The sequence below is a fragment of the Bradyrhizobium sp. HKCCYLS20291 genome (genome assembly GCF_051167715.1).
GTDB lineage: Bacteria > Pseudomonadota > Alphaproteobacteria > Rhizobiales > Xanthobacteraceae > Bradyrhizobium.
The window spans coordinates 861,681-877,055 of sequence record NZ_JBNPTO010000001.1 but is presented as its reverse complement, the minus strand read 5'-3'; the positions used below and the strand labels follow the sequence as shown (position 1 = coordinate 877,055).

Sequence of the window (15,375 nt, the reverse complement as noted above, 5' to 3'; positions counted from 1 at the left end):
CGCCGAAGGCGGGGGCGCGTCTCGCGCCAGCCTTGAGGCCGGCCGATCGCCGGCCTACCTCAAAGCACAGTTGCTCTGATCGAGACGGGACGGCCACAGACAATCATGAATTCCGATAAGGCGAAACGTGAATATTTTTTGCTGAGGGACTGGACAGGGGGCATCGGCTTGAACGCGCGGACGAAATCAGTTTTTTGGCGCACGCCATTTGATGCTCGAACCGGGCGGCCGAAGCCATCCGTGCGGACGAGGCGTGCCCGACGGGCGACTCGGCAATTCGCTAGCGCGGGCGCGCCCGGGGCGAGCGAGGGAAGGAAGATGATCCGCATCGACTGGAAGGATCATCGCACCGAGCAGATCGTCGGCAACGGCACGGCGTCGCAGACGGACGCGATGTTGAAGACGTCCGAGATCCTGTGTCCAACGGCTTCCACGGCGAAATTCCGAATGCACTGTCACCGAAATTCGTGGTGGCCGTAGTTCCTGGCACGCAATCAGCACCTCCGGCGGAGGCGGAAGCATCGCGGGCGACCGCAACGCAGTGGAGGAGCGCCCCCTATGGGGCGCTTGCATCATGGAGCCGACGGCTTGCCTGCGTGCGAACCGGCGCGATCAAGCCGGAGAAAGGCCGTGGCTGTGTGCGGTTGAGAAAAAGACGGTATTGAACGCTCAGCGATATCGGACCGACAGTTACCCGAGTGCAAGTGACGGCGTTGAATCGGCTGCCAGCCGATACGTCTTCCGACCCGTTGGCCAGAGCGGCGGTAGCTTGCGACGAATCGATAATATCGTCACATTTCGACTTAATGGATCGGGTGAGAAATTCGATTTTGCCCGGCGGTTTGCATTTGCTTGAGGTCGCTTGATGGTGACCATCTTTACCCCTTGGCATTGGTGTCGTAGCCTATCGGTCTGCGTCAGTACTTTGCCACACGCCTCATTTTAGGTAGAGATTTGACGAAGGATGGATGGTGTCCTGTAATGGATAGTCAGCTCGCAGGTACGGCTGTAACCGTCTTGGGGTCTATCGTCTGTCAAGCGATCACCGCATATGCTGCTATAAGAGTAGCTCTGGCGAAATCCGCCGAGGTGAAAACGCCGGAGGAGAAGCCAGACCGACATCTTCCGCCCGAGAAACGAGAGGTCTCGCCTCCGTCGCCGGCATCGCCATCAAATGCTCAGTTTAAATTCGGCGTGATTGTGCTATTCGCGATGCCCCTGCTACTGGGCTTAGAATACTATGCACTGTATAGGTCCATGCCGACAGCATGGGCGGCATCTGTCCTCACAGCAATCACCGCGGTTGTACTAATGTCGATCGTCTTGTTGTCGGGGGTGTCATCCAGTCGGCAGATAGTTGAATTTTTGGATCGAACCGGACTCCGCGACCGAGGTCAACAGCGGATGAGAGTCTCAGGCTGGGGCGCTCTGTTCTCTGCAATACTAAGCCTATTTCTCATCTACCTGTACGACGCTGGATTGTTCCCTCTTACGAGGGAGGCAAACTTTACAATAGTTACGAGAGAGCGTGCCCTTGGGAGAGCATTTCAGAATAACACAGATCGCACTATGCTCGTAACCGTCTCGGCACAAAGGACTCCTGAAGCCGGGTTCACCATGTTTGCAGCGGTCTCCGATGAGAAGGGCGGTGTCGATCCGAGATCTGATGCCGCAACGGTTGCAGCAGCATCGTTCGCTGCTCCCACTCACAATTCCTCGATTACGTTTCTAGTGCCACGCAAGTTTTGGTACAGCGTATCGACGAACGCGCCCAGCAACGTGATCGTTTCCGTTTGGACCGAGGCGCTAATGTAGATGTTTGACAACGGGGCAATTACGGTCCAGCACTGGACTGCACCCCTCAAGTGAGACGCGATGATCTCGGTGACAGGCATTCCGAGGATGACCTGTGGCAGCAAGAGGGAAGAACCGTCAGTTTCCGACGGCTTACAAACTGAAGGCGATCAAGCGTGTTGAGCGAGGCGACGGCGTTCTGCCTGTTGCCCGCGAGCTTGGGATATCGCGCAAGATCCTACACGACTGGATCAAGGCCTGGAGGGCGCAAGGGCCCGACGGATTGAACCGCAAGCCGGGACCGAAGCCCGGCCCCCGGAAGCTCAAAGCTACAGCGACCTATGACGACAAGCTGTCCGCATTGACGCGGGCGAATGCTCGCATCGCCGAACTCGAGCGCCTGGTCGGCCGCCAGCAGATGGACCTCGATTTTTTTCGGCAAGCCTTGCGCGCATTGGAGCGGCCGGCAGCGCAAGGCAAACCCGCACCCGCATCATCGAAGTCATCCAAGCCATGACATCTGAGGCAACGGAGTCCCTTGCCGATGTGCAACGGCTCTGCAGCCTGGCCGGTCTGCCGCGAGCGACCTACTACCGGCACCTCAACAGACGCAGTCGCGAGACGGTCGATTGCGAGCTGCGCGACCAGATCCAACGCATTTGTCTCAAGCATCCATTCTACGGCTATCGGCGCGTGACCGCCACCATCCGACGTAAGGGCATGGTGGTCAATGCCAAGAAAGTGCTCAGACTGATGCGCGAGGACAATCTTCTCGCACAGCGCAAGGCGCCGTTCCTGAAGCCGCCTGCAGAGCGGCCAAAGGACATTGTCGTCGTGCCCAATCTCGTGCGTGGGTTGGTGCCGTCCGCTCCCGACCAGATTTGGGTCGCGGACATCACCTACGTCCATCTCGCTACGACGTTCGCTTATCTCGCCGTCATCCTCGACGCGTTCTCGCGCAAGGCAGAGTTGGCTGGGCCTTCGACAACACGCTCGATGCGTCACTGGCGATTGCAGCATTGGACCGTGCGATCAAGGCTCGCAAGCCGAAGCGCGGCAGCCTGATCCATCACTCCGATCGCGGCGTGCAATACGCCTCCATCGCTTATCGCCAGATCTTGGCGGATCGTGACATCACGATCAGCATGAGCAGGCCGGGCAACCCGTTCGACAACGCTAAGGCTGAAAGCTTCATGAAGACGCTCAAGGCCGAAGAGGTCAACGGCAAGGCCTTCTCCGACATCAGAGATGCGCGTCGCCGGATCGACAGCTTCATTGCGGACGTCTACAATAAAGAACGGCTCCACTCGGCGCTCGGCTACCGATCGCCTCTTGAGTTCGAAGCCGCGTTCGCGCAAGACAAGGCGCGATAACACGTCGTGGCAACCGCACTGTCACCGAGATTATCGTGTCTCACTTGAGGGGGGCAGTCCAGCACCGTCACCGTAATTTGTAATTTACGCGCTCCGTCCTGCCCGCGCGGCGGAAGCCGCTTCGGTGCGGCGAAGGCTCGGGCATCCACGTCTAGCCGCTGATGCCGAACGACGTGGATGGCCGGGACTTAACCCGGGCATGACGACGTGGAGGCAGGGGAGCGCAAAAATGCCGAATGCCGAATGCGGAATGGGCGAGGGGGCGGCTTGTCCTGCTCGGCTGGCCCTTCCCACGCAAAAGGCCGGCTGAACCAGCCGGCCTTTCGTTTGATGTCCGTGATATCAGGCGTCGTCCGCGAGCGCGCTCAGCAGGTCGCCTTGCCGCAGCGTGCGGTGCTGATCTTCTCGCGCAGGCCCTCGACGCCGACGGCACCGATCACGACCTGCTTGCCGATCACGTAGCTCGGCGTGCCGTTCATGCCCATCTCCTCGGCGAGCTTGAAGTTCTCCTCGATCGTCGCCTTGGCTTCGGGGCTCGCCATATCCTTCTCGATGCGTGCGACGTCGAGCCCGAGCTCCTTGGCGACGGCGATCGCGTGCGCCTTGTCGGCCTGGCCGCGGCCGCCCAGCAGCTTCTGATGGAAGTCGAGATATTTCTGCGGCGCCTGCATGCGGACGGCGACCGCGACCTGCGCGGCCTCGACCGAGCCCTGGCTCAGCACCGGAAATTCCTTCAGCACGACCTTGAGCTTCGGGTCGCTCTTCATCAGGTCCATCATGTCGGCCATGGCGCGCTTGCAGTAGCCGCAATTGTAGTCGAAGAACTCGACGAAGGTGACGTCGCCATCCTTGTTGCCGAGCACGACACCGCGCGGCGAGTTGAAGATGGTCTCGGCGTTCTTGGCGATCCCGGCCTCGTGCTTGGCCGCCTCGGCCGCGGTCTGCCGCTTCTGCAACTCGGCCATCGCCTCCTCGAGCACCTCGGGATGCGAGATCAGGTAGTTCCTGACGATGGTCTCGATCTCGCTCCGCTGGCTGTCGGAGATGCTCTCCGCCGACACCACCTGCGGGGCGCCGCAGAGCGAGAGCGCGAGCAACGCCGCGGGAAGAAGCGTGCGGAATGACGGCATGAAGGAGGTCCTCTGGGTCAAATGGATCGGGTCCTGGTCGATGGCGGCGATCGGTATCTGGGTGATCTCCGGTGAATGATAGCGGTATTCCGTCCGTTCTACTGGTTCTGCAGCGGCTTCGACGCGACGATGTCGTCGGCCTTCACCCATCCGGGTGACCCGACGGCAAAGCGTGTTTTTGCCCGCGATGCAAGCTCGCGCGCGGTCTTGTTGTCACCGCGCAGGAAGGCCGCCTGGGCCGAGGCGAGATCCGCTTCGGCGTAGTCGCCCTTGCGGCCATAGGCCATCGCGAGCTGGGAATAGCCGAGCGGCGCCTCCGATTCACGCGCGACCGCCGCGCGCAGGATCGAAATCGCCTCCTCAGTGTAAGCTTTGTTCTCGCTCGCTACCAAGGCCTGGCCAAGTAACATCTCGATGAGCGCGGCGTTATGGGACAGCTGGACCGCCTTGCGCAGCGGCGCGATCGCTTCCACTGGGCGGCCGCCTTCGAGCAGCGCCTGGCCGCGGACCTCGTAGAAATAGGGGTTGTTCGGCTGCGCCTGGATCAGGGCGTCGATCTGGCTCAGGGCACTGCGCAGGTCGCCGTGGAGATAGGTCGAGATCGCCCTGGCGTAGCGCGCGGGCAGGCCGTTGTCGGACGACGGATAGCGCCGCGCGACGGTGTCGGGCCGCTCCATGAAGGCGGAGATCTTGGCCCTCGCCATGTCGTGGCGCAACTGCAGCGCGGCGTCGTCCTTCTTGTCCCAATACGGCGATTGCCGCGCCAGACCTTCGAGGGCCTCGACACGGTCGGCCGGCATCGGATGCGACTGCAGATAGGGGTCGGCGCCGCGGGCCGCGAACAGGCTGTCATTGGTGAAGCGCTTGAACGTCTCGTACATGCCTTTCGGCGACTGGCCGGTGGCGCTGAGGAATTTCACGCCGGCGCGGTCGGCGTTCTCCTCCTGCTGCCGCTGATAGGACAGCAGCGAGCGGCGGATGACCTCGCCCGGCGCCGACAACGCGGCGGCGCCCGCATTGGTGAGGCCGTTATTGCCGCCGCCGCCGCGGGAGGCGCCCACGGCAAGCGCGCCGGCACCGAGAATGGTGGCGATGATCAACTGCGTCTGCGCGGTGGCGAGCTGCTGGCGCAACTTGGCGAGGTGGCCGCCGGCGAGATGGCCGGTCTCGTGGGCGAGCACGCCGATCAGTTGATTCGGATTTTCCGACTGCATGATCGCGCCATAGTTGACGAAGATGCGCCGGCCATCGGCGACGAACGCGTTGAACGTCGCGTCGTTGATGATGACCATCTGGATGTTCTGCTTCTCGAGGCCGGCGGCGCGCAGGATCGGCCTGGTATATTCGCGCAGCAGCGCTTCGACCTCGGTGTCACGCAGGATCGGCGGCCCCTTGGCCTGCTGTGCCGAAGCCGGCGCGAGCGGCGCCAGCGCCATGGCGGCGGCAACCAGCGCGGCAATCCCGCCTGACAGTTTCTTTCCAAGCACGTGACGGAGCAACATCAGGCGATCTTTGCAATTGGCGCGAGGCTCGATACGGGCTATTGCCCACCAAACTGCGGAATGCGGCTCATCTGCGGCGAACCAGGCCCACGGGGCATTCGCCGTCCGGAGAGCGGGTCCGAACAGCCGGGGTCAATAGCAGATATCGATGGTGGACGCGACAGTGATACCGACGTTGGAACAGCGGATCGCGGCCCTGACCGTACCGTCCGCCCGCAGCAATGTTCCGCCGTTCATGGTGATGGACGTGATGGCGGCCGCCGAGCGGATCGAGGCGGGGGGCGGCCACGTCATTCACATGGAGGTCGGCCAGCCCGCCGCGCCGGCGCCGCGCACCGCGATCGCGGCAGCCCATGCGGCACTCGACCAGGCGCGGATCGACTATACGTCCGCGCTCGGGCTCTCGTCGCTGCGTCAGCGAATCGCGCGGCATTATCGCGAGACGCACGCTTGCGAGATCGATCCCGCGCGGATCGTGATCACCACGGGATCCTCGGCCGGGTTCATCCTGGCATTCCTGGCGATGTTCGAGCCCGGCGACCGCGTCGCCGTCACCGTGCCCGGCTATCCGCCGTATCGCCACATCCTCACGGCGCTGGGATGCGAGCCGGTCCTGATCGAGACCACCGCCGAAAACCGCCATGCCCTGACCGGCGAAGCGCTGCTCGCGGCCCACCGCAAGACGCCACTGAAGGGCGTGCTGGTTGCGAGCCCCGCCAACCCGACGGGAACGATGATGTCCCGCGAGGCGCTTGGCGGCGTCATCGCCGCCGCCCGCGATGCCGGCATCCGCTTCATCTCTGACGAGATCTATCACGGGCTCGACTATGCCTTCCCTGCGGTGACCGCGGCGGAGCTGTCGGCCGACGCGCTGATCATCAATTCGTTCTCGAAGTACTTCTGCATGACCGGCTGGCGCATCGGCTGGATGGTGGTGCCGGACGCGCTGGTCCGTCCGATCGAGCGCCTGCAGCAGAACCTCGCGATCTCCGTGCCGACCCTGTCGCAGATCGCAGCCGAAGCGGCCTTCGATGGTCGTGCCGACATGGAGGCGATCAAGCACGGCTACCAGGAGAACCGACGCATCCTGATCGAGGGATTTCCCAAGGCCGGCCTGACCCGGTTCCTGCCCGCCGACGGCGCGTTCTATCTTTATGCCGACGTCTCCGACTTCACCAAGGACAGCTTCGATTTCGCCAAGCGCATGCTGGAGGAGACCCATGTCGCGGCGACGCCCGGCGTCGACTTCGATCCGATCCATGGCCGCAATTTCGTACGGTTCTCCTATGCGCGTTCCGCCGAGGACATGCGCGAGGCGGTGGCGCGGATCGCACGCTGGCTCGGCTAGGCCGTCAGCAGCAGGGGGCGGAATGCGAAAACGCCCGGCCGTCAGGCCGGGCGTTTTGCATTGAAGATCGATGTGGGCGCACGCCGCGAGGGGGCTCCGCTATTGCCCGCCGCCGAAGCGGCGCGACCACCAGCCGGCCTTGCGGGGAGCAGCGGACGCCGCATCTACACTGGACTCGGTGGCGACCGGCTCTGTCGCCGCGGGCTCGGCCGTCACAGCGGCCGGCGTGCTCTCGGCCATGCTGACCGGCGCAGCCGTGGCATCCGATTTGGGCTCGGTGACGAAGCTGACCTTTTCACGAACCGTTGAGCGACGCGGGGCCTTCTCGGTCTCGACCTTCGCGCTCTCCGCCTCCGTGGCCTCGGGCTGCGCTGGTGCTGCAGGCACAGCGGTCGCAACCGGTTCGACGCTCTCGATCGGGGTCGCAGAAGCGGCGACCGGCGCGGCCGGTTCATCGTGCTCGGATCCACCATTGCCGTCGAAATCGGCGACCGCCGCCTCGGCTTCCGAAGCTGATGCCGGCGCGAGTTCGTCGCTGATCGAGGCCGGGAGACCGTCTTCGATCCCGCCGCGCCGGCGACGACCGCCACGGCGGCCACGGCGACGCGGACGCCGCTCGCCATTGGCATGATCGCCGGCCTGGTCGCCCTGCGCCGATGCCTGCTGCTCTTCGCCTTCCTCCTCGTCGGCCTCGGCCTCCTCGGCGGGCAGGTCGGCCGCAATGCCGGCTTCGCTGGGCTGCGCTCCGACGCCGCCGTCCGGCGACGCCTCGCGCGCCTCGTTGCCGCCACGACCGCGGCGGCGGCGGCGGCGCTTGCGGCGGGAGCCGTCGCGTTCGCCCTCAGTGGCCTCGGCAGCGTCCTCGGACAGGCCTTCGGTCTCCTCGGTCTCGACCTCGGATTCCGTCTCGATATCGAACGGCTCGTCCTCGTCGTAGACCTCCTCGGCCACCAGCGGCGGCGCGGAAGCCTGCGCCACGAGCAGCGCCTTGGCGGCTTCGAGCGTGTGCACCTGCTCACCGCGATCGATGATGAAAGACTGCTGGCCGCTCACATTCGGATCGGCGATGACCGCCAGCGACACCTTGAAGCTGTTCTCGAGGTCGCGCAGGTGGCCGCGCTTGTGGTTGAGCACGTAGAGCGCCACCTCGGTGCGGGTGCGGACCACGAGGTTGTGGGTCGCGCCCTTCATCAGCGTCTCTTCGAGGCTGCGCAGCAGCTGCAGCGCCACCGAGGACACCGAGCGGACGTGGCCGGTGCCGCCGCAATGCGCGCACGGCTCGGTCGAGCTCTCCAGCACGCTGGCGCGGATGCGTTGGCGCGACATTTCCAGGAGGCCGAAATGCGAGATGCGGCCGACCTGGATGCGCGCGCGATCCTGCCGCAGGCAGTCCGACAGCTTGCGTTCGACGGAGCGGTTGTTGCGCTTCTCGTCCATGTCGATGAAGTCGATGACGATCAGTCCGGCGAGGTCGCGCAGGCGGAGCTGGCGCGCCACTTCCTCGGCGGCCTCCATGTTGGTCTTGAGCGCGGTGTCCTCGATGTGGTGCTCACGCGTGGCGCGGCCGGAGTTCACGTCGATCGAGACCAGCGCCTCGGTCTGGTTGAGCACGATGTAGCCGCCCGAGCGCAACTGCACGGTCGGCGAGAACATCGCGTCGAGCTGGCTCTCGACGCCCATGCGCGAGAACAGCGGCTGGCCGTCGCGATACTGCTTCACCGCCCGGACGTTGGTCGGCATCAGCATCTTCATGAAGTCATGCGCCTCGCGGTAGCCGGCTTCGCCGGCCACCAGGATCTCGTCGATCTCCTTGTTGTAGAGGTCGCGCAGCGAGCGCTTGATCAGCGAGCCTTCCTCGTACACGAGGGTGGGGGCCTGCGACTTCAAGGTCATGTCGCGGACCGTCTCCCACAGCCGCAGCAGATATTCGAAGTCGCGCTTGATCTCGGGCTTGGTGCGGTTGGCGCCGGCGGTGCGCAGGATGACGCCCATGCCCTCGGGCACGTCGAGGTCCTGCACCACTTCCTTCAGCCGCGAGCGGTCCTGCGCCGAGGTGATCTTGCGGCTGATGCCGCCGCCACGCGCGGTGTTCGGCATCAGCACGGCATAGCGACCGGCCAGCGACAGATAGGTCGTCAGCGCCGCACCCTTGTTGCCGCGCTCTTCCTTGACCACCTGCACCAGCATCACCTGGCGGCGCTTGATGACCTCCTGGATCTTGTACTGGCGGCGCGGACGGAAGGTCCGCTCCGGCACTTCCTCGAGCACGTCGTCGCCGCCGACGGATTCGACGACCTCTTCCTCGATCTCCTCGCCGTCGTCCTCGTCGTCCTCGTGGTCGGCGGCTGCGGCCTCTACGCCGTTCTCGTCGCTCGGAACGATGGTGACGTCGCCGTCGTCATGCTCGGCGACCGGCGCGATCTCGTGGTCGTGCTCGTGATCGTCATGCTCGTCATGATCATGCTCATCATGGTCATGGTGATCGTGGCCGGCGTGGTCATGCGCCTCATGATGATGATCATCATCGTCACCATGCTCGTCGTCGTCATGCGCATCGGCAGAGGAAACGTCGCTGGCCGGAGCGACCGCTGCTGCTTCCGTCTCCTCGACATGCGCTTCCGCGGCCTTTACGGGCTCGACATCGTCGTGCCCGTGTGCGGCGACCGCGTCGTGAGGCTCGTGCGCGGGGCCGTCCGATTCGCTCGGGATGCCCTGATCGGCCTCGTTCGTGGCCGTATGGTCGAGCGCCCCGGCAAGGCCGGCGTCTTCGACATGCGGCTGCTCGGAATGGTCTTCATGCGCATAGGCGTGATGCTCATGCGCCTCGTGATCGGGCTGCGCCGTCTGGCTGCCGTCGGCGGCCTGAACGATCTCGCTCTGCACACGCTCGCCGCTGCCGCGACGACGCGAGCTGCGGTGGCGGTTGCGCCGGCGGTTGGAGCGGTTCTCGCTCTCTTCTTCGGCTTCGCGGTGGGCGCGCTCCTCGGCCTCGATCAGCGCCTGACGGTCGGCGACCGGGATCTGATAGTAGTCGGGGTGGATTTCGCTGAACGCCAGGAAGCCGTGGCGGTTGCCGCCATATTCGACGAACGCCGCCTGCAGCGACGGCTCTACGCGCGTGACCTTGGCGAGGTAGATATTGCCGCGGAGTTGTTTGCGCTGGGCAGTTTCGAAATCAAATTCCTCGACGCGGTTGCCGCGGACGACAACGACCCGGGTCTCTTCCGGGTGGGTAGCATCGATCAACATCTTGTTGGGCATATTGGAACTCTTGGAGGCGACGGACGCGATTGGCCGCGAGCGCGTAACGCGCTGTGGGACGCCGCGACGGTCCACCTGATTCGGGGGTGAGGGGAAGGCCTAAACGCAGCTGGTCGCGCCGTGCCCGCCGTGATCCCCGCGAGGCGATCAGCCGAGCGGGGGTCTGGCCCCGCATCGGTGCGGATCGTCCGCTGGTCAAGGTTGGCAGTCTTCTATGGCGCATCAAGCGTCGGCCCGTCTGGAACACGTTGGCGGCTGAGGGCCGCCTTTGTCTGTTGCTGAAGGCCAGATAGCGCCGAGGCGCTTGCCCTGGGATCAATACCCCACCCATCACGGATGTGGTATCAGGCTACGCCGTGTGTGACTTGGTGCCCAGGTGGCCTCAGCCAAGGAGGCGCCCTGGAAACCGGGCCACTCGGCTCGTCACCGGCGCTCCGTTTCGGCCGCGCGGGAAGCGCGCAGGCCTGAAAGAGCGTCGGAAAGGCGCAGGAATCTCCGCTGACGTCGAGAACCTCGACCACGAAGCTTCCGGCGTTTCACCGGAGGTTGAACGCGACACAACCGGCAGTAAGTAATAGCCTTCAGCCCTTCGTACATACGAGGATTGCGGTGGCCGTGCAAGGGAAGCGTCGCGGAACCGCAACAATCGGTAAGGTTTAACGAAAATGCCAAAATTTCGCGATTAACCCCGTGGATTGGTTGGGGTAAGACGGTCCCGCGGAGGCACTGATTTGGCAGTTGGCCGGGCGAATTACCTTTCTTTGCTGGGATGCGCGTCGCTGTGCGTCACGCAATTGTTATGGACTGGAACGCTTTCGGCGCAGGCTCAGACGGGGCCGGTCGGGCAGGTGCCGCCTGCCGCGGTGGGGCCGGGCTTCCCGATTGCCTCCGACGCGCGGTTGGCGGGCGATTCCCGGCAGACACGATTCGTGCTCGACCTGGACAAGGCGGTTCCCTTTCGGGCCTTCCTGTTGAGCGATCCGTACCGCGTCGTGGTCGACCTCCCGCAGGTCAGCTTTCACTTGCCGGCCGGGGCCGGCACCAGCGGCCGGGGGCTGGTCAAGGCGTTCCGCTATGGTCTGGTCATGCCCGGTGGGTCCCGCATCGTGTTCGATCTGACGGGGCCGGTGCGAATCGCGAACTCCCTGGTGCTGGATGCCGCCAATGGGCAGCCGCCCCGGCTGGTGCTGGAGCTGGAAGAGATCGATGAGGCGACCTTTGCGCGGGCGATCGGCAGCGGCGACAGAGGTTCCCAGCTGAAGCCAAGCCTGGCCGAGACGAGCCCATCCGCGGCTTTCGCCGCGACGGCTGGGTTCCCGCCCGCCGTGAGGCCGCCGACGACCGTCGCCGCCGCGCCCGCAGGCCCCGCTGCGCCGCCCGATCCGCGACCCGTGGTCGTGATCGATCCGGGGCACGGCGGCGTCGACTACGGCACCCAGGGCGGCGAGATTCCCGAGAAGAACCTAGTGCTGTCGTTCGGGCAGGCGTTGCGCGATCGCCTGGAGCGGGCGGGCAAGTACCGGGTGATCATGACGCGCGACGACGACACGTTCATTCCGCTCGGTGACCGGGTCCGAATCGCCCAGAAGCAGTCGGCGGCCTTGTTCGTCTCTATCCATGCCGACGCGTTGCCGCGCGGCGAGGGTGATGCCCAAGGTGCCACAATTTACACCTTGTCCGACAAGGCCTCCGACGTCGAAGCGGAGCGGCTGGCGGAGGCCGAAAACCGCGCTGACATGATCGCCGGCGTGAACCTCACCGAGGAGCCGGCGGACGTCGCCGACATCCTGATCGATCTGGCCCGGCGCGAAACGCGTACGTTTTCCAACCGGTTCGCCCGTATCCTGATGAACGACATGAAGAGCTCGGTGCATATGCATAAGCGGCCGCTGAAATCGGCCGGGTTCCGGGTTCTCAAGGCGCCGGACGTGCCGTCGGTGCTCGTCGAGCTCGGCTACGTCTCGAACAAGGGCGACATGGGTAATCTGGTCTCCGATGTCTGGCGTTCGCGCACGGCGGATGCCATGGCGCGCGCCATCGATGCCTTTCTGTCCAAGCGCGTCGCCAATGCCGGTGGAGATCGGTCGGACAAGCCGGCCCCGGCACGGCCAAAGCCCTAGTTTGGCCACAGCGAGGTCCGTATAACCGTGCTGCGAGGCACCAGGAATCACATGAGGATTCCTTATCTGCAGACTTGTGGTAGGCTTCACCGTCGATGGGCTTGACCGTGCGGTTTTCTGGCATGGGTTAGGCGGCATTGCGGCCGACCGCGTGATTTTCGCGGCAGCGCTTTTGGGACGCACCGCGCGCCCCAAGCCAAGAGATGAACAAGAGTTGGAACGGATAATTGCCGATGCGCTTTCTGGTGCGGTTTTTGGGCTTCCTGTTCGCGGCCGGTACCGTTGTTTTCCTGGTGGGCGTGGCGGCTGCGGCCGGCCTGATCTGGCATTTCTCCAAGGACCTGCCCGACTATTCCCAGCTGCAGGATTACGAGCCCCCGGTGATGACCCGCGTGCACGCGGTCGACGGCTCGCTGGTCGGTGAATATGCCAGGGAGCGTCGGCTGTACCTGCCGATCCAGGCGGTTCCCAAGCTCGTGATCAACGCCTTCCTCGCGGCCGAGGACAAGAACTTCTACGAGCACGGCGGCATCGATTTCACCGGCATGGCGCGTGCCGCGGTGGTCTATGCCCAGAACTTCGGCTCGAACAGGCGCCCGCAGGGCGCCTCGACGATCACCCAGCAGGTTGCCAAGAACTTCCTGCTCACCAACGAGGTGTCGTTCGCGCGCAAGATCAAGGAAGCGCTGCTGGCGATGCGCATCGAGCGCACCTATTCGAAGGACAAGATCCTCGAGCTGTATCTGAACGAGATCTATCTCGGCTCCGGCGCCTACGGCATTGCCGCGGCGTCGCTGGTCTATTTCGACAAGTCGGTCAACGAGCTCACGGTCGCGGAAGCGTCGTATCTGGCGGCGCTGCCGAAGATGCCGGGCAGCCTGCATCCGATCCGCAACCGTGACCGCGCCATCGAGCGCCGCAACTACGTCGTCGACCGCCTGCTGGAGAACGGCTGGATCAAGCAGGCCGATGCCGAGAAGGCGCGCAAGGACCCGCTGACGATCGCCAGCCGCAACACCGGCGCGCACATCTTTGCGGGTGAGTATTTCGCCGAGGAAGTCCGCCGCGACATTTTCGAGCGTTATGGCGAGAAGAAGCTCTATGAGGGCGGACTGTCGGTCCGCACGACGCTCGATCCGAAGGTTCAGGTGATGGCCCGCAAGGCCATGGTCGCCGGCCTCGTGCGTTACGACCAGGAGCAGGGCTATCGCGGCGCCGTCTCCAAGCTCGACATTTCTGGCGATTGGGGCGTCAAGCTCGCCGACGTCAAGTCGCTCTCCGACATCTCGCCATGGCGGATGGCCGTGGTGCTCGAGACCAGTGACCAGTCCGCCCGCATCGGCTTCCAGCCGCCGCGCGAGCTCGGCGGTGCAGTCAGCAAGGAACGGCAGACCGGCCTGATCACGCTCGACGGCGTGAAATGGGCACGTGCTGCGACCGGCAATGGCCGCGGCAAGGTGCCGACATCGGTTGCGCAGGTGCTGCAGCCGGGCGACGTGATCTACGCCGATCCGCTGTTCAAGGAGGGCAATCCGGTCGAAGGCCAGTATCGGCTCGAGCAATTGCCCGAAGTCTCCGGCGCCATGGTCGCGATGGATCCAAACACCGGGCGCGTTCTCGCCATGGTCGGCGGCTTCTCGTTCGACCAGAGCCAGTTCAACCGCGCCACGCAGGCCTATCGGCAGCCGGGATCGTCGTTCAAGCCGATCGTCTATTCGTCGGCTCTCGACAACGGCTACACGCCGTCGACCCAGGTCGTCGACGCCCCGATCGAGATCGACCAGGGGCAGGGCGGACAGGTCTGGCGTCCCGACAACTTCTCGAACGGCAAGTATCTCGGTCCCACGACCCTGCGCAACGCGCTGCGTCTGTCCTTGAACACGGTGACGGTGCGGCTCGCGCAGGACGTCGGCATGCCCTTGATCTCGGAATATGCGCGCCGCTTCGGCGTCTATGACGAGCTGCCGAATTATCTGTCCTACGCACTCGGTGCCGGCGAGACCACGGCGATGCGCATGGTCACGGCCTATTCGATGATCGCCAATGGTGGCCGCCGGGTGAAGCCGACCCTGATCGACCGCATCCAGGACCGCTACGGACACACCATCTTCAAGCACGATGCCCGCGAATGCCGCGGCTGCGACGCGCCGGACGGCTGGAAGAACCAGACCGAGCCGCAACTGGTCGACCGCCGCGAGCAGGTGCTGGATACGATGACCGCCTACCAGGTCACCTCGATGCTCGAGGGCGTGGTGCAGGCGGGTACGGCGACCGTGCTCAGGGAGGTCGGCAAGCCGATCGCCGGCAAGACCGGAACCACCAACGAGGCCAAGGACGCCTGGTTCGTCGGCTTCTCGCCGGATCTCGCGGTCGCGATCTACATGGGCTACGACAAACCGCGTCCGCTCGGCAAAGGTAATGCCGCGACCGGCGGACATCTGGCCGCGCCGATCGCCAAGGACTTCATGAAGCTCGCTTTGGCCGACAAGCCCGCAACCCCGTTCAAGATTCCAGCCGGCATCAAGCTGGTGCGCGTCGATTCCAAGACCGGCCTGCGCGCGAGCCCTGGCGACGGCGGCCGCACCATCATGGAGGCGTTCAAGCCGGGTACGGCGCCGCCGGACAACTACTCGGTCATCGGCGTCGCCGACGCCGACGGCCGCATGATGCCGCCGTCGGCCGGGGGCCAGCCGGATGCGGGCAGCTTCATCATCCGTCCGGGAACGGGAAGCCTGTATTAGGCCGCGTGAAACTCGGGTTGATGCGGTGCATGGCGATTGCGCTTTGCACCGCGCGCCGTTACATCCCCAGCCAGAGATGATCGCCGTGGCATGTTCGGCTGCGGCC

General features: G+C 64.6%; 10 protein-coding genes. 7 read left to right on the top strand and 3 right to left on the bottom strand.

Annotated elements, in window-relative coordinates; genetic code table 11:
- Positions 1–981: 981 nt before the first annotated feature.
- The 4 genes from ACQR07_RS04025 to ACQR07_RS04010 all read left to right on the top strand — a co-directional run bounded on the left by ACQR07_RS04025 (position 982) and on the right by ACQR07_RS04010 (position 3,167).
- Complete coding sequence (locus ACQR07_RS04025) at positions 982–1,815, top strand: hypothetical protein (RefSeq protein WP_434901027.1); 834 nt, start codon at positions 982–984, stop codon at positions 1,813–1,815.
- A gap of 94 nt (positions 1,816–1,909) precedes the next feature.
- Entirely contained in the window at positions 1,910–2,311 is a 402-nt protein-coding gene (locus ACQR07_RS04020; RefSeq protein ID WP_434901026.1) for a transposase, read from the top strand.
- On the top strand, positions 2,308–2,859 hold the full coding sequence (locus tag ACQR07_RS04015; protein WP_434901025.1) for an IS3 family transposase: 552 nt from the start codon (positions 2,308–2,310) through the stop codon (positions 2,857–2,859). The genes ACQR07_RS04020 and ACQR07_RS04015 overlap by 4 nt, the downstream gene beginning before the upstream one ends.
- Positions 2,814–3,167, top strand: coding sequence for a transposase (locus ACQR07_RS04010; RefSeq protein ID WP_434901024.1), 354 nt, complete (start codon positions 2,814–2,816; stop codon positions 3,165–3,167). The genes ACQR07_RS04015 and ACQR07_RS04010 overlap by 46 nt, the downstream gene beginning before the upstream one ends.
- A gap of 365 nt (positions 3,168–3,532) precedes the next feature.
- On the opposite strand, the gene ACQR07_RS04005 is transcribed toward ACQR07_RS04010, so the two are convergent.
- Positions 3,533–4,297 (bottom strand): DsbA family protein, encoded by a 765-nt coding sequence (locus ACQR07_RS04005; protein WP_434901023.1) that lies wholly within the window; start codon positions 4,295–4,297, stop codon positions 3,533–3,535.
- A 98-nt stretch (positions 4,298–4,395) separates the two neighbouring features.
- On the bottom strand, positions 4,396–5,799 hold the full coding sequence (locus ACQR07_RS04000; protein ID WP_434901022.1) for a M48 family metalloprotease: 1,404 nt from the start codon (positions 5,797–5,799) through the stop codon (positions 4,396–4,398).
- 148 nt (positions 5,800–5,947) lie between these two features.
- On the opposite strand from ACQR07_RS04000, the gene ACQR07_RS03995 reads away from it, so the two are divergent.
- Positions 5,948–7,147, top strand: a complete 1,200-nt coding sequence (locus tag ACQR07_RS03995; RefSeq protein WP_434901021.1) for a pyridoxal phosphate-dependent aminotransferase — start codon at positions 5,948–5,950, stop codon at positions 7,145–7,147.
- A 99-nt stretch (positions 7,148–7,246) separates the two neighbouring features.
- Here the strand turns inward: ACQR07_RS03995 and ACQR07_RS03990 are convergent, their stop codons facing one another.
- Entirely contained in the window at positions 7,247–10,408 is a 3,162-nt protein-coding gene (locus tag ACQR07_RS03990) for an Rne/Rng family ribonuclease (RefSeq protein WP_434901020.1), read from the bottom strand.
- Positions 10,409–11,271: 863 nt separating this feature from the next.
- Between ACQR07_RS03990 and ACQR07_RS03985 the strand changes: the two genes are divergently transcribed.
- Entirely contained in the window at positions 11,272–12,528 is a 1,257-nt protein-coding gene (locus ACQR07_RS03985) for an N-acetylmuramoyl-L-alanine amidase (protein ID WP_434901065.1), read from the top strand.
- Positions 12,529–12,761: 233 nt separating this feature from the next.
- Entirely contained in the window at positions 12,762–15,269 is a 2,508-nt protein-coding gene (locus ACQR07_RS03980; protein WP_434901019.1) for a penicillin-binding protein 1A, read from the top strand.
- Positions 15,270–15,375 lie beyond the last annotated feature (106 nt).

What these genes read in the sequence shown, in the direction of transcription:
- ACQR07_RS04025 (WP_434901027.1), top strand. Translation starts at nt 982, where the DNA reads ATGGATAGTCAGCTCGCAGGTACGGCTGTAACCGTCTTGGGGTCTATC.
- ACQR07_RS04015 (WP_434901025.1), top strand. Translation starts at nt 2,308, where the DNA reads ATGACATCTGAGGCAACGGAGTCCCTTGCCGATGTGCAACGGCTCTGC.
- ACQR07_RS04005 (WP_434901023.1), bottom strand. Translation starts at nt 4,297, where the DNA reads ATGCCGTCATTCCGCACGCTTCTTCCCGCGGCGTTGCTCGCGCTCTCG.
- ACQR07_RS04000 (WP_434901022.1), bottom strand. Translation starts at nt 5,799, where the DNA reads ATGTTGCTCCGTCACGTGCTTGGAAAGAAACTGTCAGGCGGGATTGCC.
- ACQR07_RS03995 (WP_434901021.1), top strand. Translation starts at nt 5,948, where the DNA reads ATGGTGGACGCGACAGTGATACCGACGTTGGAACAGCGGATCGCGGCC.
- ACQR07_RS03990 (WP_434901020.1), bottom strand. Translation starts at nt 10,408, where the DNA reads ATGCCCAACAAGATGTTGATCGATGCTACCCACCCGGAAGAGACCCGG.
- ACQR07_RS03980 (WP_434901019.1), top strand. Translation starts at nt 12,762, where the DNA reads ATGCGCTTTCTGGTGCGGTTTTTGGGCTTCCTGTTCGCGGCCGGTACC.